Raw genomic sequence first — 18,191 nt, 5'->3', positions numbered from 1 at the left:
AACTAGTTGCTGAATAGAGACTTGCATTTTTTGTCAGGCTATTGAGAATAAAAAGAGGTTTAACTTAGAGAATAAAGGTTTGAAATGATCAACAAAGAGCGGTTGTTACGAGATAATCGTTTATGTAAAGCAATCATTGGATTATCAGTCGAAGAATTGAAAAATTTAGCCGCTGAATTTTCAGCTTGTGATTTGATTTATCGGAAAAAGAATCGAAAAGATCACGAGCGGCAGATGGGTGCAGGGCAGAAAGGATTTATCCCAACCCCATTAGATAAACTGCTTTTTATTTTATTGTATTTAAAATGTTATCCGACCTATGATTTGCAAGGACTTCTTTTGGGTTTAGATAGAACACGGGTATGTCGCTGGGTAAAAATATTATTGCCGGTTTTAGAGATGACTTTGGGGCGAGAATGTGTTTTGCCCGCTCGTCAAATTCGCTCTGCTGAGGAATTTTTTCGCGCCTTTCCTGGAGTTAAAGACGTCTTTATTGATGGGACAGAGCGACCTGTCCAAAAGCCTAAGAATCTGCGTCGGCGAAAAAAAATGTATTCGGGAAAGAAAAGACAGACCACTCGAAAAGGGCTTATTATGACTGACGAAACAAGGCAAATTGGATGTATCCCCATGAGCAAAAATGGGCACCGTCACGATAAACGCTTACTCGATAAAGTCGATATAATTCGCCATATTCCTCCTGAGGTAACCATCTGGGCAGATACCGGTTTTCAAGGTATAGATAAACAGCATCCTAATACACAAATCGGCTTTGTTGAATAATTTAAGATACTGATTTATATAAGCATTATAAAATTTCAACGACTAATTTTTCCTCTCGGAATGCTTTTTATTGTGCTAACTATTTGATTTGTCGTTCTAACAAAATACATTCTCTGTAAATGCATTCTAACTAAAGAAGATGTAAATCAAACGGTTAAATTATTCAACAAAGCCGAAGGTAGCGTTGCGCGCATCTGGTCTGCCAATGATCTCGTTGCCAACATAATGACCGCGGGCACGCTGTCGTATTTGCTGCAAAATATCAATGAGAAGGTAACCGGGGTTAAGCAAACAGAACCGTTTGACGCAACAGCAGGCTCGCTATTGATAAATGGGGCTTGGGGTTGGGGAGGTCGGGGCGAGGATTTTGAAAAATCAGAGGCGGATTTCATATAGCCAAGCGACATTATTTTGATAACAGCCAGCTATGCTTCTTTGCCGCATATCAGGGCATAGGATGTAATCATTTTTAAGTCGGTTGGCTATATCATGGGCCAGAAATATAAATAATGGATCGCGTGTTTTTCGCAATACTTTAAATACAAAATATACACAGCCCTATGGCGCAAGCCTTTTATTTAGGTCTGTTGATACATGGGGCGTTCTGTCAGTTGGATATGGTAATCAGGACGGAGTAAAAATATCAGGCGGCAATGCATCGGGTAGTAATACAAGAGATCACTATTTGTGGACTGATAAAAACCTCGCAAACCCGGCAACGCTTGATACTACGCAAACAATATCCGGGCAAAAAACGTTTACAACATCGCCAATAATAACGGCAAGTAATAGTAACGTGATATTGGATGATTCAAACGTTGCAACCGGAACGATTGGGCGAACGTTTAGAATAACCAATAACGGCGGAGTTTTAAGAATATTTCGTGACCCGTCATTATCATCGACAACAGGACGAACTTATATAAGTTTTCCTACCACAGCCACTGGAACCGTTCTTGTTTCAGGGAATAACGGGCTTTGTTGAATAATTTAAGATACTGATTTATATAAGCATTATAAAATTTCAACGACTAATTTTTCCTCTCGGAATGCTTTTTATTGTGCTAACTATTTGATTTGTCGTTCTAACAAAATACATTCTCTGTAAATGCATTCTAACTAAAGAAGATGTAAATCAAACGGTTAAATTATTCAACAAAGCCGGAATAACGCTGTAGCCGACGCAAACGGCTTATGGAAGACGCCTGAAAGCCCTGCATTAACACCAGACTCAATATGCGCATTGTCCATCCGTGAGATTGCAGGCATTCCACTGCCTTACCCCGGCGCCGTTGCGCCAGCTGGTTGGCTGAAATGCAACGGACAGGCATTTAACAAAACGGCTTACCCCATTCTCGCGGAGCTCTACCCATCCGGTCATTTACCTGACCTGCGCGGTGAGTTTATTCGTGGGTGGGATGATGGACGCTTGATGACCAAACGGCTGACCCTGGCGTCAATTATCCCCCGACAGGTGCTTTATACATCGATAGTTCAGCACCGGTGAATTACGACGCGACATCAAGTCGCACGAATACGGGTGCCCGTGCTGTTTTTGATTCATCACGCCAAACGCGAACCGCTACCGAAACCCGCCCACGCAACATCGCCTTTAACTACATAGTGAGAGCAGCATAATGAGCACCTATTCAACTGATATTGAAAATGCCGAATTAGGCGCAAACGGCCTCAGCAAAAAGGCGGGTTGGATCACTGTTTATCAAGCGCACCCGGTCACGCGCGAATACCAAAGCGCCAGCATGGAATACCTCATGTTCGATGTAGGCCTTCCAGCCCACAGTTACCCCGATAAGCCAGAGTTACCGCCTGTTGGGCAAGCGCTATGTCGCGCGGCAGATGGCAAGTCATGGGAGCACGTGGAGGATAATCACGGCCAGACAGTTTACAGTACCGAAACACGGCAGGAACAGATTGTCACCCAATTCGGCGAACTGCCGGATAACCTCACGTTACTGAAACCACAAACCGAATTTGATGTGTGGAACGGGAAAAAATGGGTGACAGACACGCAAGCCCAGCAAGCGGCTGAATCACGAGCTGCGCAGCAGGAGGCACAACAGGCGTTAACCTCACGTCTTACCGTGGCGAATACGCGTATTCAGCCACTTCAGGATGCGGTAGACCTCGATATGGCCACGGAGACAGAAAGGGCGCAACTTGTTGCGTGGAAGAAATACCGCGTGCTGCTTAATCGGCTGGATATAAGCAAAGCGGCGGCTATAAACTGGCCTGAGCCGCCGGACGCGGAAAAGGCGGGGATTAATGCCCGTGGTTGAACAGGGAAGCCAGTTCATCATCGGACAGGCCGGTATAGCGCTTGATGGCTGATTTTCCTACACCATCAGCAAGAAGTTGCCTTGCAATTTTGAGCGAGGCGCTATGCTCGCCTTCTTGGCGACCTTCTTGGCGACCTTCTTGGCGACCTTCTTGGCGACCGAGGTGGATGCCTTCTTGGCGCCCTTCCTGCCGTAGCTGTTCTGCAATCGTCATGACATCCTCCTGATAATCTTGTGTCTGTACCGCGATGGTGTGCAAAAACTGTCTGGTGTCTGAGGTTTCACCTCGACCTACAATATAGTACATCAGGCTACGAAACTGCTCTTTAGGTATCGCCCATAGATTGAGTAGGCGGGCGATATCGGCTGCCAGTTCCAGCATATCGCGCGTTTTGATGTGCTTCTGTACTAACTCTAGCAACGCCACCCGCCTATGCGTCAGGATTTCATCATCCGGCACAGCGGTGATATCAACGAGCGGGAATGCCTGCGTATAGACTGATTCTGCCAGTTCAGGGTCAGCAAAGCAATCGAGCCATTGGGTGCTGTAGGGGTAGGGCGACGTGGTGCCGTGGTAGAACATGAGCGGGATGACCACGGGTAAGGTCTCGTTACCTTGCTCAAGGTGCCGCTGCATGGCTGCCACACTGTACCGTAGCAGCCTGAATGCCATGAGCTTTTCTGGCCTGCTCTGGTGCTCGATGAGTGTATAAATGTAGCCTTTCCCCGCATTCGTCTGCACGGAATAGGGCATATCCGAACACTGGGTGCGCAGGTCGTCTTCGATAAAGCTGCCCGACTCCATTGCCAACGTACTGAAGTCGCAGCGTTCACGCAGGTGGGGCGGCAGATGGATTTCCAAAAAGTCTCGTGCCACAGCGATATCGCCGAGAAACTTTTTGAACAGCGAATCGTGTTGTGAGAGTGAGGATGTTGTCATTGGCGCAGTATACCTTGCTCAGGTTAGGCTACGCCATCGAAATCCCCTCCTTCAAGTCTGTCAAATCTGGGCGATTCTGGCGTAGTTGGCAAGTCGAAATGGACGGTAACGTATTGATAAAAATGTTGTGTATTGTCGTGCTTTGTTGTGTTTTGTTGCCTATTTTTTGAACGATAAATTCAGTCAATGCATTGATATTAATAGTTTTTATGTTCTTTTGCTCTGCTGTGCATGCCATAGCGCCATAAAAATACCCAGATTATTATTCAATAAGTTATAGGGTATAGATCGAAATTACTCGAAATTCGATCGAAATTATTCAATCTGCTTCCATTCAGCCCCCCGGACATCGCGGTACCTATCTGTCATGGTAGAGCTTTTGTGACCTAACAATTTTTGTGCATATTCTTCCCCTTTCTCATCGGTGTAGAGTCTTGCAGCCAGGCTTCTGATTTCATGAAATGAGGGAGGGTTACGTTCCCATATTAATCCTGATATACGACGCGCCTTCAAAAAAGCGGCAGATATCGTTTTTGCGGCAAATTGCTTGTATTTGGCGTCTGCGACGATATGTGCTACCCCGTTGTTTAATCCCCTAAACTGGTTCAATACATCAGCAAGGCATAAATTGAGGCAGTCGATGCGGGTTGCCTCGGAGAACGCAAGCATCGTGCCTGTTTTCGCCTGCTTAATGTAAAGACGTCCGTCTTTGATATCCTCCCAGCGTAGTGCCTGTATATCCCCTAAACGTTGACCGGTGACTAAAGCAAGGTCAAGGCAGGGCCCAACCCAGGCGGGTAATGTATCCGCTGCCTTGCGTATAAGCCTCCACTCATCCAGCGTTATGCGCTCACGTTGAATTTCTACACGCTGGTTGCGCGTAGCTTCGGCTGGATTGCTTTTGAGTAACCCCTCCGCAATCGCTTCACGAAACAGGTCACGTAACAACGCTCTTATGCAGTTCGCCATTGTCACTTTCCCTGCTTTTACCCACTGATTAAGGAACGAGGCAATGTCTTTGGTTTCTACTTTCTGAAGAGCAAATTCGCCTAAATGGGCGTTATAGCTAAACGACTTAATTTTGATTACATTATTTAAATGAGCTATTCAATTGATTTTAGACGTAAAGTGATATCTACACGGAAAAACGAAGGGTTGAGTATCCGAGAAACAGCGAAGCAATTTCGGATTGGCCCTGCCTCTGTATCGCGTTGGATTAATCAAATAGAGTCAAAAGCATCGACCACGCGTCAGCGAAAGATCGATAAATCCGAGTTGATAAAAGATGTTGAACAATATCCAGATGCTTACCAAAAAGAACGTGCAGAGCGTTTTGGCGTTTGTCAGAAGGCCATTTGGCAAGCGCTTAAAAAGCTGGGATTGACCTATAAAAAAAACTCTACGTCATCCGAAAGCCGACGAAAACGCCCGGCAGGGATTTCAACAAAAAAAACAACAGTATGAAAAAGAAGGTAAGCCTATTGTTTTTATTGATGAAAGTGGTTTTTCACACGATGCCCCACGGACTCACGGCTATTCCCCAAAAGGTCAACGGTGTTTTGGCCTGAAGAACTGGGGAGCTAGGGGAAGAACAAATGTTATCGGCGCTTTATTAGGCACAACGCTGTTTGCTATCGGATTATTTGATATCAATATTAACAGCGATGTTTTCTATGCCTGGGTCACACAAGTCCTTATCCCAGTACTCCCTAAAAACAGTGTAATCATGATGGACAATGCCACTTTTCACAAAAAACATAATATTCAACAAGTCATCATCGATGCAGGGTATATGGTGGAGTATTTGCCTACATATTCGCCAGATCTTAACCCAATTGAGCATAAATGGGCACAAGCAAAAAGCAAAAAAAGAGAGATGGGTTGCGATACAGAGAGTTTGTTCTCAGTCCATATGGTGTAATCAAAATTAAGTCGCTTGGCTATAACGGCTTTCAGGTATTTATTGTACTCGCTCATCGTTTTCGGTTTGAGTTTCCGTCCCTCGAGTACCGTCATATAACGCTCAGTCCATTCACTCACTGTAGTCACCTGTGTGCCGTTGATGCGGTCAACGAGCGGTGAGGGTTTTGATGAGCCATAAATTGCCATATTGGCGGCGATGGCTTGTGTAATGGCTATCTGACGATGGCGGCCCAGGCCGTATTCTTTCCCGGTGCGCGGGTCACGGTAGCAAAAATAGCCGCCATTGCGCGGTTGCAGGTTTGGCGGCAAGTCGCGGTTCTTATGGCTTCTCCGGCGTGCCATGTCTTATCCTCGATAACAGGGTGGGATGAAGGTAACTTGATGAGCTAAGGTTTTTATTCTGGGTGAGCTTGCAGGCATTTTCGTCAAACAGATACTCGCGCCCATCTCGTATCGGTGCGGGAAAAATCATTCCGCTCCTGACCAATCGCCTGACGGTTTCCATACAACGCGGACGGGGTTGCCGCCGATTCCACTCGGATAAGGTGATGTATGCCATCATTGACCTCTGCTAAAATTAAGCCGCTGCGCCGTTCGTCATGACGGCGAGCAGGTGGGGGAATGACCAATCTAAGAAATGCGGTGATGCAGGTGATTTCAGGCTGTAACAGCCTTGGTTAACGTACTGATGCAGGTCGTAGAGGCTTGCCTTGCTGTTCAAGGATATCGATAAGCTTTCGGTATCCGTTTCTCAGCCATTTTACAATTTTATCCAATTGGGTTTCTTCCGGGTGATAGCTCCCCATGAGGGCAGCATGACCCGCGAATGCATAATTCATGGGAGTTCCTGTTTTTATTGTGTTATTTGGGTGTCGTATTTTGCATGGCTCATGGTCTTCCAACTCAGGCCATTATCTTTGGATAACATGCGCCAGTAGAGGGAGAGCCGTATTGATAAATAACCGGTTCGTCGTATGCGTCTTGCATGGATAAGTCCTTCACGGTATAAGCGCTTAAATAACTTCTCCCGCTCTCTTATCCTGTTAGGTATTTTAGGTTTCATTTGTGGCCCCTCTTACATCTGGATGGCGCTTTTCTGTCAGCTCCGCAATCTCGCGGCTGGACATGGTTAATGTTTGTGCAATGGTTAAATTTTGCATGCGTAAAGTCCTCGTCAGTAAAAACGATGAAGAAAATGTAACCCCGGTGTATTACCGGGGCGGTGAAAGGACATTTATAGCCAACCGACTTAAAAATGATTACATCCTATGCCCTGATATGCGGCAAAGAAGCATAGCTGGCTGTTATCAAAATAATGTCGCTTGGCTATAATTACGCCGGTTCGAGGCAGAACGCTTGAGACAGCTTCGCCAGTCCCTTCGGTGTCACCAGCACCTGCTCGCGAATTTTGTCGGTGCCGTCGTCACAGGGGATAAGTGATATTTTATGCTCGAGGTAGCCTGACTGGATTTTGCTCTGGTAGGCTATCCAGTTCTTGATGCCGATACGGCGATAAATCCAGCCACGCTCACGGAGGAAAGCGAACAGATCTTTGGGGCGTACCTGTAACTCCTTGGCGGCGTTGGTGATGCACATGCCGCCGTCAGATTTGGCGATGCGGTGCAGGGCTTTCACGTCTGGGGCCATCTCCTCAACTTTGCTTTCGAGGGCGATAACCTTTTCGGTGTAGGTAAGCAGGATGCCACGCATGGCCGCTGGGTCATTGAGCATCTGAACGGGATCGGCAGGCAGGGACTTGATGCGCTTCTCACACTGGATAAAGTACTGACGTGCCTCCTTGCCTTTCTCGTTGCGCTCAACCATCGAAAGCTCTTTCGCCATGTCGATGCTGATGTAGTAATCTTTCATTGGGCGTTGGCGAGATTTTGCACTCGCCGATTTTGGCGAGCTCAAATTATCAACAATTACGTAGTCCTGATTTTCGACAAATTCGTACTGCTTGATGCGGTCTTTAATCCAGTTGGAGAAGTCTTTGCCGACCTTCAGGAACTCATGCAGGTCACGGGCATTCACCGTCTTGATGGTTTCGCCATTGATGCTATTAGTTTCGATAGTGATCAGTTCATGTTCTTTAGACATAGTAAGGTCCTCACAAGTTAATGTGATTAATGGAACCCCGGCACGATAACGGGGCGGGATTACTGGATTAGTGGCGTTGCAGGAACTGGTTAACGTTCGCCTGTTGCCATTTTTCGAGCGCGTGGGTCATGACGCCGTAATGCTGCTGCGTGCTCTCTTCAAGCATCTGTTGCATTTCGCCCAGTACGATAGCTTCATCTTCACGGTGACGCAGAACGCGGCGTATCGTCTGCTTCTCAGCGTCGAAGATGGCACCCTTGAGCGTGTTGGTAATGCTGTAGATACGGCGGCACTCTTCGGCCAGCAGTGGGAGTTGCCGGATTTCGAAGTGCTGAGGGGAGGGGACGCCGGTTACACGGCGCAGGGCATACCAGATGGCCTGTGTCCATGCCCGGTCAAAATGAAAGCCGTTAGCCATGCTCCAGACCAGATGGGTCAGGCAACGGGTATCATCATCGTTGAACAGTTCGGCGGTTTGGGGTTTGTATTTCGGTATCGCATAAAGCTCAGCCTCCATGCGGTTAAACTCCGCGATGTAAGCTTCCTTGAACGCTGCTGCCTTTTTGCCCGTGAAGCCCATGACGAGGAAGACGAAGCCGTCTTTTGTCATGGTATACATTGGGAGTTTGCGGCCTGTGCTGTCGGTATATTCACTCGGCACAAAATTGTGTTCAGTGAATTTTGACGAACAATCTAAGTTACGAATTTTATCCAGAACACGTTCATGGCGCTTGCCAAAGTATTCAGCGACGTCTTTGGATGTGGTCAGGGCTTTACCATTGTTGATAAATACGCGAGGTTCTTCAGTGTGACGATTTTCCGCTAATGCTGGAAGAGCCATAGTAGCCTCCGATGGTTGTATTTAAACTATCCACCACCGAAGTTGCTACGCCTACTGGTGGTGAACTGAACGGGGGTAGCAATACCGGATACAACCAACCGGCCAACCTTTCGGTTGCCCCATCCAGCCCACCATTGATCTGATGCGCCTAAATGTGCGACATAAAAAAACACGCTCGCGGCGTGTCATTCTGTCGCGGTTGTATCGTCGAGTTGCTACACCCGGCACCTGAATTTGCAGATGCAGCGTGACTATAGCGCATGGGTTATCCTTGCGTCAATGGGGTGGTTTATGCCGCTACACCGTTCATCATGACGCCTAAGAGACGTGGAAACAGGCTGTCGTAGAAGTGTGGCTGTGTCTGGCGCGGATTATTCGGGTCAGTCAGGTTCTTACCAAACTGCAAACCTTTCTCCGTTAGCGACCAGAACAGCTTTTCTCTGTCGGGATGCTTGCTGCTGGGACGTGACTTGCGCTCAGCGAGTCCGAGCAATTGCAGGCGCTTGAAACCAGACTGTCAATGCACCGCGCTGCCTGAGAGCATTTTTGTAGACGGACCAGTTGGTGATTTTAAACGTTTGCTTTGCCATGGGAACCCGATACTGAAATGACTGTAGTGATCAGAGCGGCCAATCACCTAAAAGTTCGATTTATTCAACAAAGCCGCTGCGAACCTACACAGACGTCGGACGCCCCTAATGTAAAATCAGTAGGTTAAAGTCAGAATTGGAAGGAGCACGCAAAGGTGAAAAACATCTTTGACCAAAACAGGCATGTCAAAACAGCATGATTCCCTAGGCTTTGTTGAATAATTTAACCGTTTGATTTACATCTTCTTTAGTTAGAATGCATTTACAGAGAATGTATTTTGTTAGAACGACAAATCAAATAGTTAGCACAATAAAAAGCATTCCGAGAGGAAAAATTAGTCGTTGAAATTTTATAATGCTTATATAAATCAGTATCTTAAATTATTCAACAAAGCCGATTCCCTATTATTCAACAAAGGCACATCCAGAGCGTGGTGATACATCCCGGAGCGATAAGCATTTTAATCGGCTTTGTTGAATAATTTAACCGTTTGATTTATAGCCAACCGACTTAAAAATGATTACATCCTATGCCCTGATATGCGGCAAAGAAGCATAGCTGGCTGTTATCAAAATAATGTCGCTTGGCTATACATCTTCTTTAGTTAGAATGCATTTACAGAGAATGTATTTTGTTAGAACGACAAATCAAATAGTTAGCACAATAAAAAGCATTCCGAGAGGAAAAATTAGTCGTTGAAATTTTATAATGCTTATATAAATCAGTATCTTAAATTATTGAACAAAGCCCGCCGATAAGCAAAGCATTCGGGAAATCGAAGAGTCACGCCACCACTGACACGGCGCAACTCTATGAAGAAGTGGCAAGGCTGAGGATTGATGCAATCGCGTAGCGATTATACTTGATCGGCTTGAAAAATAAATCAACAAAACAATGAGGCTCGGTTAATCCGGGCCTTTTTATGCAGTAAATCCAACGCGCATCAAAATGCGATAACCACAGCAGAACCTTACTAATATTTATCCGGCAGGTTCTTTACGAAGGAAATTAACAATGAAACATGATTTTTCCGATGTAGTACCAGAAAACTTTTATACAGAAGACGGGCATATAAATTTAGAGGCTTTGGTTAATCGAGAAGAGCATCTTTACGCACTCTCTATTGCTCAACGAGCATTAGCTGGAATTGAGGAGCAATTGACTTCATCTATAGGAGGTAGCGATGATTGGAAATATAGAGCTAATGCAGCGCATAAGAGATGGACTTGGTTGATTGCAAGGATCCGGGAAAGGCTTTCAATATTTAAGGCCCGAGAAAAAAAACGTCAAATTATCGGCTTTGTTGAATAATTTAACCGTTTGATTTACATCTTCTTTAGGTAGAATGCATGTACAGAGACTGTATTTTGTTAGAACGACAAATCAAGTAGTTAGCACAATAAAAAGCATTACGGCTGGAAAACTTAGTTGTTGAAGTGTTATAATAATTATGTAAATCAGCATGTTAAATTATTCAACAAAGCCCAAATTATCGCGTAGCATTCTTATGAGAAAATACCTGGTAAAAGAACTTAAAAAGCATGTATCGCGTGCGGTCTACAAAGAATGTGAAAAGCTAGCCAGAGATTTAGCGAGAGAAGAAATAGAAGCTCTTAAAGTAACGTCGCAGTAAAAAAGTAAGCAAGAAAGTAAATCCGCCAAGCCCGGCGATAACCCACCATAGATCCTGTTTGGAAATGACTCTCAGAGGAATGCCAGTATAGCTGGTGAGCTTCTATGGGCTGTCATTTCTGGGCGCTGAGGGTCATTTCCAAAAGGAATACACAATGCAATTAGTCGAAATAAAAAAATTTGACTTAGTAACCACGTCTTGCGCTGTTGCACAAGGCATTGGCTTTGTTGAATAATTTAAGATACTGATTTATATAAGCATTATAAAATTTCAACGACTAATTTTTCCTCTCGGAATGCTTTTTATTGTGCTAACTATTTGATTTGTCGTTCTAACAAAATACATTCTCTGTAAATGCATTCTAACTAAAGAAGATGTAAATCAAACGGTTAAATTATTCAACAAAGCCATGGATACCTTTCTGATGGCAGAGTTCAGGTAGGGGTTGGGCTTACAGAAAAAGCGTTAGCCTCCATCATCGTACTTCTCTATGCCAAATGCGGTAAAAAAGCACATGAATCACTGTATTGACAGAATTTTATATAGGTTTTATCCCATGCCAGTATCCTGATCTACCGGGCTGGCATTTTTTATTCAGAGGATTGTTCTAAATGACAGAATTAGTAAGCGGAAGCGTTGGCGGTACAGCGTCACTCACAGCACAACAATCAACTCGTCTCGAATTGTTGCGCCCAGTCATGAACGATACCGCAGCAGCTCAAGCGGCAATTGAATTTGTCGGTGATGACCTGCTGAAACTGGAACTGTTCAAAGACCAGTACAAGCTAGCAACGACTGAACGTGAAGTTGTGGCCCGTACACTCAAGGCAATTCAGGACGCTAAAGAAGCGCTGACACTTTTCTGAGGGAATGATTATGGCGACAAAGACAAAAAATAAAGTCGGTCGCCCGTCCGATTACATGCCGGAGGTGGCTGATGATATCTGTGCGCTGCTTGCCTCCGGAGAAAGCCTGGTCAAGGTTTGCAATCGACCCTCGATGCCAGCAAAGGCTACTGTATTTCGCTGGCTGTCAGAGTATGAAGAGTTTAGAGACAAGTACGCGAAGGCAACAGAGGCGCGAGCGGATTATATTTTCGAAGAGATATTCCAAATTGCTGACAGTGCGATTCCAGAAGCCTCTGAAGTGGCCAAGGCAAGGCTTCGCGTTGACACTCGCAAGTGGGCGCTGGCCAGAATGAATCCCCGCAAGTATGGCGACAAGGTAACTAATGAACTGGTCGGAAAAGACGGCGGCGCTATCCAAATTGAAACCTCTCCTATGAGCACGCTATTCGGAAAATGACAACGATTAACCCTATCTTTCAACCGTTCATCAAGGCGCATCGCTATAAGGTCGCTAAGGGCGGTCGAGGTAGCGGTAAGTCATGGGCAATAGCGCGGCTTCTTGTTGAAGGTGCAAGGCGCCAATCAATTCGCATTCTGTGTGCGCGTGAGTTACAAAACAGCATCAGCGATTCAGTTATCCGCTTGCTTGAGGACACGATAGAGCGTGAAGGCTACACGGCTGAGTTCGAAATCCAGCGCTCAATGATACGGCACCTTGGCACTAATGCTGAGTTCATGTTCTACGGCATCAAGAACAATCCGACAAAGATTAAATCTCTCGAAGGGATAGACATCTGTTGGGTGGAAGAGGCTGAAGCCGTAACTAAAGAGTCATGGGACATTTTAGTCCCGACTATCCGAAAGCCTGGGTCTGAAATATGGGTGAGCTTCAACCCGAAAAACATCCTTGATGATACCTATCAGCGGTTTGTTGTTACGCCTCCTGATGACATTGGTTTGCTTACGGTCAACTACACGGACAATCCGCACTTTCCCGAAGTTCTTCGGTTGGAGATGGAGGAATGCAAGCGGCGCAATCCAACGCTGTATCGTCATATCTGGCTGGGTGAGCCAGTAAGTGCAAGCGAAATGGCAATCATCAAGCGCGAATGGCTAGAGGCTGCCACCGACGCACACATTGAGCTTGGCTGGAAGGCTAAGGGCGCTGTTGTTGCTGCGCATGACCCATCAGATACGGGGCCAGATGATAAGGGTTATGCGATGCGGCATGGCTCGGTAGTTAAGCGTGTTGCCTCGCCGCCTACGCCTCTTGCCTCGCAGCCTACGCCTCTTGATGTTAACGATGGTGCTGATTGGGCCACTGATTTAGCGATTGCCGATGGCGCAGATCACTTCCTTTGGGATGGTGACGGGCTCGGCGCTGGACTACGCAGGCAGGTTACAGACGCATTTACTGGCAAGAAAATCACCGCGACCATGTTCAAGGGGAGCGAATCCCCATTCGATGAGGACGCTCCGTATCAGTCTGGCGCGTGGTCTGATGAGGTGGTCGATGGTGACAACATCCGTACCATCGGCGACGTGTTCCGTAATAAGAGAGCACAATTCTATTACGCGCTGGCTGACAGGCTTTATCTGACATATCGCGCAGTAGTGCATGGCGATTACGCAAACCCTGATGACATGCTGAGCTTCGACAAAGAGGCGATAGGCGATCAGATGCTTGAGAAATTATTCGCAGAGTTAACGCAGATTCAGCGCAAGTTTAATGGCAACGGTAAGTTGGAGCTTATGACGAAAGTCGATATGAAAAATAAGCTCGGCATTCCATCACCTAACCTGGCCGACTCCCTGATGATGTGCATGCATTGCCCTTCTGTGGCGATAGAACCGGACTATTCAAACTATTCAATCCCCTGTGGGGTAGGCTGATATGGCAGATAAAAAACAATCAACTGACAAATTGGCTAAGTGGCACGTTCAGGCCAGAACCCACTTTGATAAAGCGTGGTCTGGTAGTCAGAAAGTGCGCGAGAAGATTGTCGAGGCGCAACGGTTTGTTCGTGTCGCTGGCGCACAGTGGGAAGGTTCGACGAATGCCGGGTATTCATTTGAAGAAGGGCGATTCGAGCACTACCCACGGTTTGAACTGAATAAGGTTGCGCGAGAGTGCGATCGCATTATCAGCGAGTACCGACAGAACCGTATCAGTGTCAGGTTCAGGCCGAAAGACGGGCAAGCATCGGGGCTTTGTTGAATAATTTAAGATACTGATTTATATAAGCATTATAAAATTTCAACGACTAATTTTTCCTCTCGGAATGCTTTTTATTGTGCTAACTATTTGATTTGTCGTTCTAACAAAATACATTCTCTGTAAATGCATTCTAACTAAAGAAGATGTAAATCAAACGGTTAAATTATTCAACAAAGCCAAGCATCGGAAGAACTCGCGGAGAAGATGAACGGCAAGTTCCGCGCTGATTACTCGGAAACATCAGGCGGCGAGGCGTGTGATAACGCATTCGATGATGCTGTAGTGGGCGGGTTTGGATGTTTCCGCATGTGTGCTGACTATGAAGACGAAATGGATCCGTCAAACGAGCAGCGACGCATTAGCCTATTGCCTGTGTACGACGCGGCAACCTGCGTGTTCTTTGACCTCGACAGCAAGCAGTATGACCGCAGCGATGCGATGTGGGCGCTTGAGATGTTCTCCATGACGCCAGTTGCATTCAAAGCTGAGTATCCAAAGGCTTTGATGGCAAGCATGGACAGGAGCGACACTGGCACACAGTTTGACTGGTGTACGCCTGATGCCATCTATGTTGCGCGTTACTATGAGGTGCGCATTGAGAAAGTCACTCTTACCGCTTACCGCAATCCGATCACGAACGAAGCAGCGACATACGATAGTGACCAGATAGCCGATGTGATTGACGAACTGGCAGAGGGCGGCTTTGAGGAAATCGGTAAACGTGAGGTTAAGAAACGTCGCGTTTACTGTGGTTTGATGGACGGCGCGGAATGGCTGGAAGAACCTAAACGCATCCCCGGTGAACACATCCCGCTAATCCCTGTCTACGGTCGTCGCTCATTCGTTGACAACATGGAGCGCATCGAAGGACACGCAGCTAAAGCGATGGATGCTCAGAGGTTAGAAAACCTGATGGTGTCGATGATCGCTGATAACGCTACGCAAGCAGGTGGTGACGGCATTCCTATCGTCGATGTTGAATTCATTCCCAGCCCGCTAGCGCCACATTGGGCAGAGCGTAACAAGAAACGTCCTGCGTATCTCCCCATGAAGAGCATGCGCTCTAAAGACGGGCAGGTAGTGGCACAGGCAGAGGTCAGCGGATACACGCCGCCAACTCAGATGCCACCTGCGTTAGCTGGGCTTCTCCAGTACACCGGAACAGCCATCCAGCAAATAACAGGCGCGAATCAGATGGAGAATATGCCGAGCAACGTAGCCTCGGAAACCGTCGATTCGATATTTAACCGCATGGACACGCAGTCATATGTCTACATGGACAACATGGCTAAGTCTATGCGGCGTGCTGGTGTGGTCTGGTTGAGCATGGCTCGCGAGGTGTACGGTAGTGATACGCCGATGCGTGTAGTCAATGAAGACGGTAGCGACGACATGGTGTTACTGAATGGCTCGGTAGTTGATCGTCAATCGGGCCGAGAGGTAGCGCTAAACGACCTATCGCAGGGTAAGTACGAAGTGACCGTTGATGTTGGGCAGTCATTCGCCACGCGCCGCGATGCTACAGTGAAATCATTACTCAATATGCTCTCGCTGTTACCGCCTGGCACACCGAAACACGACATCGTTACCAGTATGATTCTGGATAACATGGATGGCGAAGGTATTAGCGACCTGAAAGAGTTCAACAGGAACCAAATGCTACTGTCTGGCGCTGTCAAGCCGAAGACGCCGGAAGAAGAGCAGACGGTTGCACAGGCTCAGCAGCAACAACAGCAACAACCAGACCCGGCAATGGTTCAGGCTCAGGGCGTCCTCATGCAAGGCCAAGCTGAATTGCAGAAAGCGCAGAATGAGCAGCTATCGATTCAGGTCAAGGCATTCCAAGCGCAGACCGACGCGCAAGTCGCCGCCGCCAATGTGGTTAAGATTCTCGCTCAGGCGGATAGCCAGCAGAAACAAGATATTCGTGAAGCCCTCAAAATGCTTTCAGACTTCCAGAATAAGCAAGGAGACAATGCCCGTGCTGATGCTGAATTAGTCCTGAAAACTCAATCGCAGGGCCATAACCAGCAGATGGATGTAGCTAACGCTCTCCGAACTGCGCAAACGCAACAACCTCAACAGTGATCCAACCAAATCACCACGCCACACCGTCACCATGAGGCACGGCACTCTATTGCCTTCCGATGGGCATAACAATCGAGTAAATCAGGGGTAATCATGGAACAACAGGCAGAAAACCAATCACCAGAAGTGGAAATCGAAGAGCAATCACCTGAGCAAATTCCAGATGATGCAGGTCAGCAACCAGACGTCGATGACGAGCAAGGTCAAGGCACCGAGCAACAGCCAGAAGATGAAGGCGATGACGAAGAAGAGTTCTATTTCGGTGATGAAAAACTGGAATCGCCTACCAGTGAAGAAGAGAAAGATCCGGCATTAGTTCGGCATCTGCGTAACACCATCAGGGAGAAAGACCGCGAGCTAAAAGAGTTGCGCACCAAATCTCCGCAACCGCAGCAGCAAGCCCCAACGCAAGCACCGCGCATGCCTCAGTTGTCTGATGATGGCATTGACTATGACGAGGCTGTTTTTCAGCAAAGGCTCAGTGAATGGTCAGAAGAAAACGCCAAATATAGCCAAGCGACTTAATTTTGATTACACCATATGGACTGAGAACAAACTCTCTGTATCGCAACCCATCTCTCTTTTTTTGCTTTTTGCTTGTGCCCATTTATGCTCAATTGGGTTAAGATCTGGCGAATATGTAGGCAAATACTCCACCATATACCCTGCATCGATGATGACTTGTTGAATATTATGTTTTTTGTGAAAAGTGGCATTGTCCATCATGATTACACTGTTTTTAGGGAGTACTGGGATAAGGACTTGTGTGACCCAGGCATAGAAAACATCGCTGTTAATATTGATATCAAATAATCCGATAGCAAACAGCGTTGTGCCTAATAAAGCGCCGATAACATTTGTTCTTCCCCTAGCTCCCCAGTTCTTCAGGCCAAAACACCGTTGACCTTTTGGGGAATAGCCGTGAGTCCGTGGGGCATCGTGTGAAAAACCACTTTCATCAATAAAAACAATAGGTTTACCTTCTTTTTCATACTGTTGTTTTTTTTGTTGAAATCCCTGCCGGGCGTTTTCGTCGGCTTTCGGATGACGTAGAGTTTTTTTTATAGGTCAATCCCAGCTTTTTAAGCGCTTGCCAAATGGCCTTCTGACAAACGCCAAAACGCTCTGCACGTTCTTTTTTGTAAGCATCTGGATATTGTTCAACATCTTTTATCAACTCGGATTTATCGATCTTTCGCTGACGCGTGGTCGATGCTTTTGACTCTATTTGATTAATCCAACGCGATACAGAGGCAGGGCCAATCCGAAATTGCTTCGCTGTTTCTCGGATACTCAACCCTTCGTTTTTCCGTGTAGATATCACTTTACGTCTAAAATCAATTGAATAGCTCATTTAAATAATGTAATCAAAATTAAGTCGTTTAGCTATACGGATCAGTTGCAGGTGTTCCGCGTTCTGGCTGTGAGCGGTGTCACTGCGACCATCACCCCGCAGATTTTGCCGCCGAACAACGCAGACGTAGCGAGCCGTCCGTATGCGAACGTTAACGCAAACGCGGCAAACGGCGCAGCTATCACCATCCTGAACGCTAACGCAGCGCCAACCAACATCTTCTGGGCTGACGGCTCAGTTGAGTTGATGTACGGCAAGTTGGCATTCCCTACCGGGCAGGGGCCACAGGTCATGACTGCAACGACTGAGCAGGGCGCTACGCTCATCATGTCGTATGCGTTCGACCACATCAAAGGCACCACAACGGCGCGTTTCACCACGCTGTACGGTTGCTCTGTGCTGGTTCCTGAGTATGTCGGGATCGTGTTTGGCAAGCAGTAACAGTTAGGGGCTTCGGCCCCTTTCTTTTTTTGGAGAACACCATGTCAGAAACCATGCTCTATAGCTAAACGACTTAATTTTGATTACATTAAACTAGTTGCTGAATAGAGACTTGCATTTTTTGTCAGGCTATT

At 46.8% G+C, this 18,191-nt stretch carries 22 protein-coding genes and 5 pseudogenes; 14 read left to right on the top strand and 13 right to left on the bottom strand.

The genetic code is table 11. The features are described from left to right. Positions 1 to 84 precede the first annotated feature (84 nt). The gene (locus ACQGXV_RS13330) at positions 85 to 783 is read left to right on the top strand and encodes a transposase family protein (protein WP_440866632.1); all 699 of its coding nucleotides are present in this window, start codon (positions 85 to 87) and stop codon (positions 781 to 783) included. A 146-nt stretch (positions 784 to 929) separates the two neighbouring features. Here ACQGXV_RS13330 and ACQGXV_RS13325 read toward each other — a convergent pair whose 3' ends face one another. Next, complete coding sequence (locus ACQGXV_RS13325; protein WP_440866631.1) at positions 930 to 1,190, bottom strand: hypothetical protein; 261 nt, start codon at positions 1,188 to 1,190, stop codon at positions 930 to 932. After that, a complete protein-coding gene (locus tag ACQGXV_RS13320) occupies positions 1,159 to 1,314 on the bottom strand; it encodes a hypothetical protein (RefSeq protein WP_440866630.1) in 156 nt (51 codons plus the stop codon). The genes ACQGXV_RS13325 and ACQGXV_RS13320 overlap by 32 nt, the downstream gene beginning before the upstream one ends. Positions 1,315 to 2,026: 712 nt before the next feature. On the opposite strand from ACQGXV_RS13320, the gene ACQGXV_RS13315 reads away from it, so the two are divergent. Then, positions 2,027 to 2,290, top strand: coding sequence for a phage tail protein (locus tag ACQGXV_RS13315; protein ID WP_440866629.1), 264 nt, complete (start codon positions 2,027 to 2,029; stop codon positions 2,288 to 2,290). Between the two features lie 130 nt (positions 2,291 to 2,420). Beyond that, entirely contained in the window at positions 2,421 to 3,080 is a 660-nt protein-coding gene (locus ACQGXV_RS13310) for a tail fiber assembly protein (protein ID WP_440866628.1), read from the top strand. Here the strand turns inward: ACQGXV_RS13310 and ACQGXV_RS13305 are convergent. Both ACQGXV_RS13305 and ACQGXV_RS13300 read right to left on the bottom strand, forming a co-directional pair. Next, positions 3,064 to 4,020, bottom strand: coding sequence for an Rpn family recombination-promoting nuclease/putative transposase (locus ACQGXV_RS13305; RefSeq protein ID WP_440866627.1), 957 nt, complete (start codon positions 4,018 to 4,020; stop codon positions 3,064 to 3,066). The two genes, ACQGXV_RS13310 and ACQGXV_RS13305, sit on opposite strands and share 17 nt — an antisense overlap. 315 nt (positions 4,021 to 4,335) lie before the next feature. After that, complete coding sequence (locus tag ACQGXV_RS13300) at positions 4,336 to 5,100, bottom strand: tyrosine-type recombinase/integrase (protein WP_440867412.1); 765 nt, start codon at positions 5,098 to 5,100, stop codon at positions 4,336 to 4,338. 18 nt (positions 5,101 to 5,118) lie between these two features. Here ACQGXV_RS13300 and ACQGXV_RS13295 point away from each other — a divergent pair, with 18 nt between their 5' ends. Together ACQGXV_RS13295 and ACQGXV_RS13290 are read left to right on the top strand one after the other, a co-directional pair. Further along, complete coding sequence (locus tag ACQGXV_RS13295) at positions 5,119 to 5,484, top strand: IS630 transposase-related protein (protein WP_440862584.1); 366 nt, start codon at positions 5,119 to 5,121, stop codon at positions 5,482 to 5,484. Next, a pseudogene (locus ACQGXV_RS13290) lies at positions 5,408 to 5,881 on the top strand (IS630 family transposase); the annotation flags it as partial. The gene ACQGXV_RS13295 and the pseudogene ACQGXV_RS13290, both read left to right, overlap by 77 nt. Here the strand turns inward: ACQGXV_RS13290 and ACQGXV_RS13285 are convergent. From ACQGXV_RS13285 to ACQGXV_RS13270, 4 genes are all read right to left on the bottom strand, one after another. Further along, complete coding sequence (locus tag ACQGXV_RS13285) at positions 5,785 to 6,285, bottom strand: phage integrase Arm DNA-binding domain-containing protein (protein WP_440866626.1); 501 nt, start codon at positions 6,283 to 6,285, stop codon at positions 5,785 to 5,787. The pseudogene ACQGXV_RS13290 and the gene ACQGXV_RS13285 overlap by 97 nt on opposite strands. Next, on the bottom strand, positions 6,263 to 6,502 hold the full coding sequence (locus tag ACQGXV_RS13280; RefSeq protein ID WP_440867411.1) for an excisionase: 240 nt from the start codon (positions 6,500 to 6,502) through the stop codon (positions 6,263 to 6,265). Before ACQGXV_RS13280 ends, ACQGXV_RS13285 begins: the two co-directional genes overlap by 23 nt. Positions 6,503 to 6,620: 118 nt before the next feature. Next, complete coding sequence (locus tag ACQGXV_RS13275; RefSeq protein WP_440863006.1) at positions 6,621 to 6,782, bottom strand: protease FtsH-inhibitory lysogeny factor CIII; 162 nt, start codon at positions 6,780 to 6,782, stop codon at positions 6,621 to 6,623. A 14-nt stretch (positions 6,783 to 6,796) separates the two neighbouring features. Further along, positions 6,797 to 7,006: a ParE family toxin-like protein gene (locus ACQGXV_RS13270; protein ID WP_440866625.1), complete on the bottom strand. Its 210-nt coding sequence runs from the start codon at positions 7,004 to 7,006 to the stop codon at positions 6,797 to 6,799. A 95-nt stretch (positions 7,007 to 7,101) separates the two neighbouring features. Between ACQGXV_RS13270 and ACQGXV_RS13265 the strand changes: the two genes are divergently transcribed. Continuing rightward, the gene (locus ACQGXV_RS13265) at positions 7,102 to 7,275 is read left to right on the top strand and encodes a hypothetical protein (protein WP_440866624.1); all 174 of its coding nucleotides are present in this window, start codon (positions 7,102 to 7,104) and stop codon (positions 7,273 to 7,275) included. Here the strand turns inward: ACQGXV_RS13265 and ACQGXV_RS13260 are convergent, their stop codons facing one another. The 3 genes and pseudogenes from ACQGXV_RS13260 to ACQGXV_RS13250 form a co-directional block, all read right to left on the bottom strand. Beyond that, complete coding sequence (locus ACQGXV_RS13260) at positions 7,276 to 8,043, bottom strand: antA/AntB antirepressor family protein (RefSeq protein ID WP_440866623.1); 768 nt, start codon at positions 8,041 to 8,043, stop codon at positions 7,276 to 7,278. 67 nt (positions 8,044 to 8,110) lie between these two features. Then, complete coding sequence (locus tag ACQGXV_RS13255) at positions 8,111 to 8,884, bottom strand: Rha family transcriptional regulator (RefSeq protein WP_440866622.1); 774 nt, start codon at positions 8,882 to 8,884, stop codon at positions 8,111 to 8,113. Between the two features lie 488 nt (positions 8,885 to 9,372). After that, positions 9,373 to 9,474 (bottom strand): annotated as a pseudogene (locus ACQGXV_RS13250) (IS5/IS1182 family transposase); the annotation flags it as partial. A 1,015-nt stretch (positions 9,475 to 10,489) separates the two neighbouring features. On the opposite strand from ACQGXV_RS13250, the gene ACQGXV_RS13245 reads away from it, so the two are divergent. The 7 genes and pseudogenes from ACQGXV_RS13245 to ACQGXV_RS13215 all read left to right on the top strand — a co-directional run bounded on the left by ACQGXV_RS13245 (position 10,490) and on the right by ACQGXV_RS13215 (position 16,787). Continuing rightward, positions 10,490 to 10,786 carry a hypothetical protein gene (locus tag ACQGXV_RS13245; protein WP_440866621.1) on the top strand — a complete coding sequence of 99 codons (297 nt, stop codon included), beginning with the start codon at positions 10,490 to 10,492 and terminating at the stop codon, positions 10,784 to 10,786. A 933-nt stretch (positions 10,787 to 11,719) separates the two neighbouring features. Beyond that, on the top strand, positions 11,720 to 11,974 hold the full coding sequence (locus ACQGXV_RS13240) for a DUF2560 family protein (RefSeq protein WP_440866620.1): 255 nt from the start codon (positions 11,720 to 11,722) through the stop codon (positions 11,972 to 11,974). A gap of 10 nt (positions 11,975 to 11,984) precedes the next feature. After that, positions 11,985 to 12,413, top strand: coding sequence for a ubiquitin carboxyl-hydrolase (locus ACQGXV_RS13235; RefSeq protein ID WP_440866619.1), 429 nt, complete (start codon positions 11,985 to 11,987; stop codon positions 12,411 to 12,413). After that, on the top strand, positions 12,410 to 13,849 hold the full coding sequence (locus tag ACQGXV_RS13230) for a PBSX family phage terminase large subunit (RefSeq protein WP_440866618.1): 1,440 nt from the start codon (positions 12,410 to 12,412) through the stop codon (positions 13,847 to 13,849). Before ACQGXV_RS13235 ends, ACQGXV_RS13230 begins: the two co-directional genes overlap by 4 nt. A 1-nt stretch (position 13,850) precedes the next feature. Beyond that, positions 13,851 to 14,157, top strand: a pseudogene (locus ACQGXV_RS13225) (portal protein); the annotation flags it as partial. A 185-nt stretch (positions 14,158 to 14,342) separates the two neighbouring features. Then, positions 14,343 to 16,262, top strand: a pseudogene (locus ACQGXV_RS13220) (portal protein); the annotation flags it as partial. A 93-nt stretch (positions 16,263 to 16,355) separates the two neighbouring features. After that, positions 16,356 to 16,787 (top strand): hypothetical protein, encoded by a 432-nt coding sequence (locus ACQGXV_RS13215; RefSeq protein WP_440866617.1) that lies wholly within the window; start codon positions 16,356 to 16,358, stop codon positions 16,785 to 16,787. 6 nt (positions 16,788 to 16,793) lie between these two features. On the opposite strand, the gene ACQGXV_RS13210 is transcribed toward ACQGXV_RS13215, so the two are convergent. Both ACQGXV_RS13210 and ACQGXV_RS13205 read right to left on the bottom strand, forming a co-directional pair. Next, on the bottom strand, positions 16,794 to 17,327 hold the full coding sequence (locus ACQGXV_RS13210) for an IS630 family transposase (protein WP_440862665.1): 534 nt from the start codon (positions 17,325 to 17,327) through the stop codon (positions 16,794 to 16,796). Continuing rightward, on the bottom strand, positions 17,251 to 17,616 hold the full coding sequence (locus ACQGXV_RS13205; RefSeq protein WP_440866616.1) for an IS630 transposase-related protein: 366 nt from the start codon (positions 17,614 to 17,616) through the stop codon (positions 17,251 to 17,253). The genes ACQGXV_RS13210 and ACQGXV_RS13205 overlap by 77 nt, the downstream gene beginning before the upstream one ends. A 36-nt stretch (positions 17,617 to 17,652) precedes the next feature. On the opposite strand from ACQGXV_RS13205, the pseudogene ACQGXV_RS13200 reads away from it, so the two are divergent. Continuing rightward, a pseudogene (locus ACQGXV_RS13200) lies at positions 17,653 to 18,057 on the top strand (P22 phage major capsid protein family protein); the annotation flags it as partial. Positions 18,058 to 18,191: the final 134 nt, after the last annotated feature.

The organism is Symbiopectobacterium purcellii, from assembly GCF_052050035.1.
GTDB classification, from domain to species: domain Bacteria; phylum Pseudomonadota; class Gammaproteobacteria; order Enterobacterales; family Enterobacteriaceae; genus Symbiopectobacterium; species Symbiopectobacterium purcellii_A.
The sequence above is the reverse complement of the archived record's forward strand: the minus strand, read 5'-3'. Positions and strand labels throughout refer to the sequence as shown.

Coding starts and splice junctions, on each gene's coding strand:
- ACQGXV_RS13310 (WP_440866628.1), top strand. CDS start 2,421: ATGAGCACCTATTCAACTGATATTGAAAATGCCGAATTAGGCGCAAAC.
- ACQGXV_RS13275 (WP_440863006.1), bottom strand. CDS start 6,782: ATGAATTATGCATTCGCGGGTCATGCTGCCCTCATGGGGAGCTATCAC.
- ACQGXV_RS13285 (WP_440866626.1), bottom strand. CDS start 6,285: ATGGCACGCCGGAGAAGCCATAAGAACCGCGACTTGCCGCCAAACCTG.
- ACQGXV_RS13260 (WP_440866623.1), bottom strand. CDS start 8,043: ATGTCTAAAGAACATGAACTGATCACTATCGAAACTAATAGCATCAAT.
- ACQGXV_RS13330 (WP_440866632.1), top strand. CDS start 85: ATGATCAACAAAGAGCGGTTGTTACGAGATAATCGTTTATGTAAAGCA.
- ACQGXV_RS13280 (WP_440867411.1), bottom strand. CDS start 6,502: ATGGCATACATCACCTTATCCGAGTGGAATCGGCGGCAACCCCGTCCG.
- ACQGXV_RS13245 (WP_440866621.1), top strand. CDS start 10,490: ATGAAACATGATTTTTCCGATGTAGTACCAGAAAACTTTTATACAGAA.
- ACQGXV_RS13325 (WP_440866631.1), bottom strand. CDS start 1,190: ATGTCGCTTGGCTATATGAAATCCGCCTCTGATTTTTCAAAATCCTCG.
- ACQGXV_RS13205 (WP_440866616.1), bottom strand. CDS start 17,616: ATGAGCTATTCAATTGATTTTAGACGTAAAGTGATATCTACACGGAAA.
- ACQGXV_RS13255 (WP_440866622.1), bottom strand. CDS start 8,884: ATGGCTCTTCCAGCATTAGCGGAAAATCGTCACACTGAAGAACCTCGC.
- ACQGXV_RS13305 (WP_440866627.1), bottom strand. CDS start 4,020: ATGACAACATCCTCACTCTCACAACACGATTCGCTGTTCAAAAAGTTT.
- ACQGXV_RS13240 (WP_440866620.1), top strand. CDS start 11,720: ATGACAGAATTAGTAAGCGGAAGCGTTGGCGGTACAGCGTCACTCACA.
- ACQGXV_RS13230 (WP_440866618.1), top strand. CDS start 12,410: ATGACAACGATTAACCCTATCTTTCAACCGTTCATCAAGGCGCATCGC.
- ACQGXV_RS13215 (WP_440866617.1), top strand. CDS start 16,356: ATGGAACAACAGGCAGAAAACCAATCACCAGAAGTGGAAATCGAAGAG.
- ACQGXV_RS13235 (WP_440866619.1), top strand. CDS start 11,985: ATGGCGACAAAGACAAAAAATAAAGTCGGTCGCCCGTCCGATTACATG.
- ACQGXV_RS13265 (WP_440866624.1), top strand. CDS start 7,102: ATGCGTAAAGTCCTCGTCAGTAAAAACGATGAAGAAAATGTAACCCCG.
- ACQGXV_RS13295 (WP_440862584.1), top strand. CDS start 5,119: ATGAGCTATTCAATTGATTTTAGACGTAAAGTGATATCTACACGGAAA.
- ACQGXV_RS13270 (WP_440866625.1), bottom strand. CDS start 7,006: ATGAAACCTAAAATACCTAACAGGATAAGAGAGCGGGAGAAGTTATTT.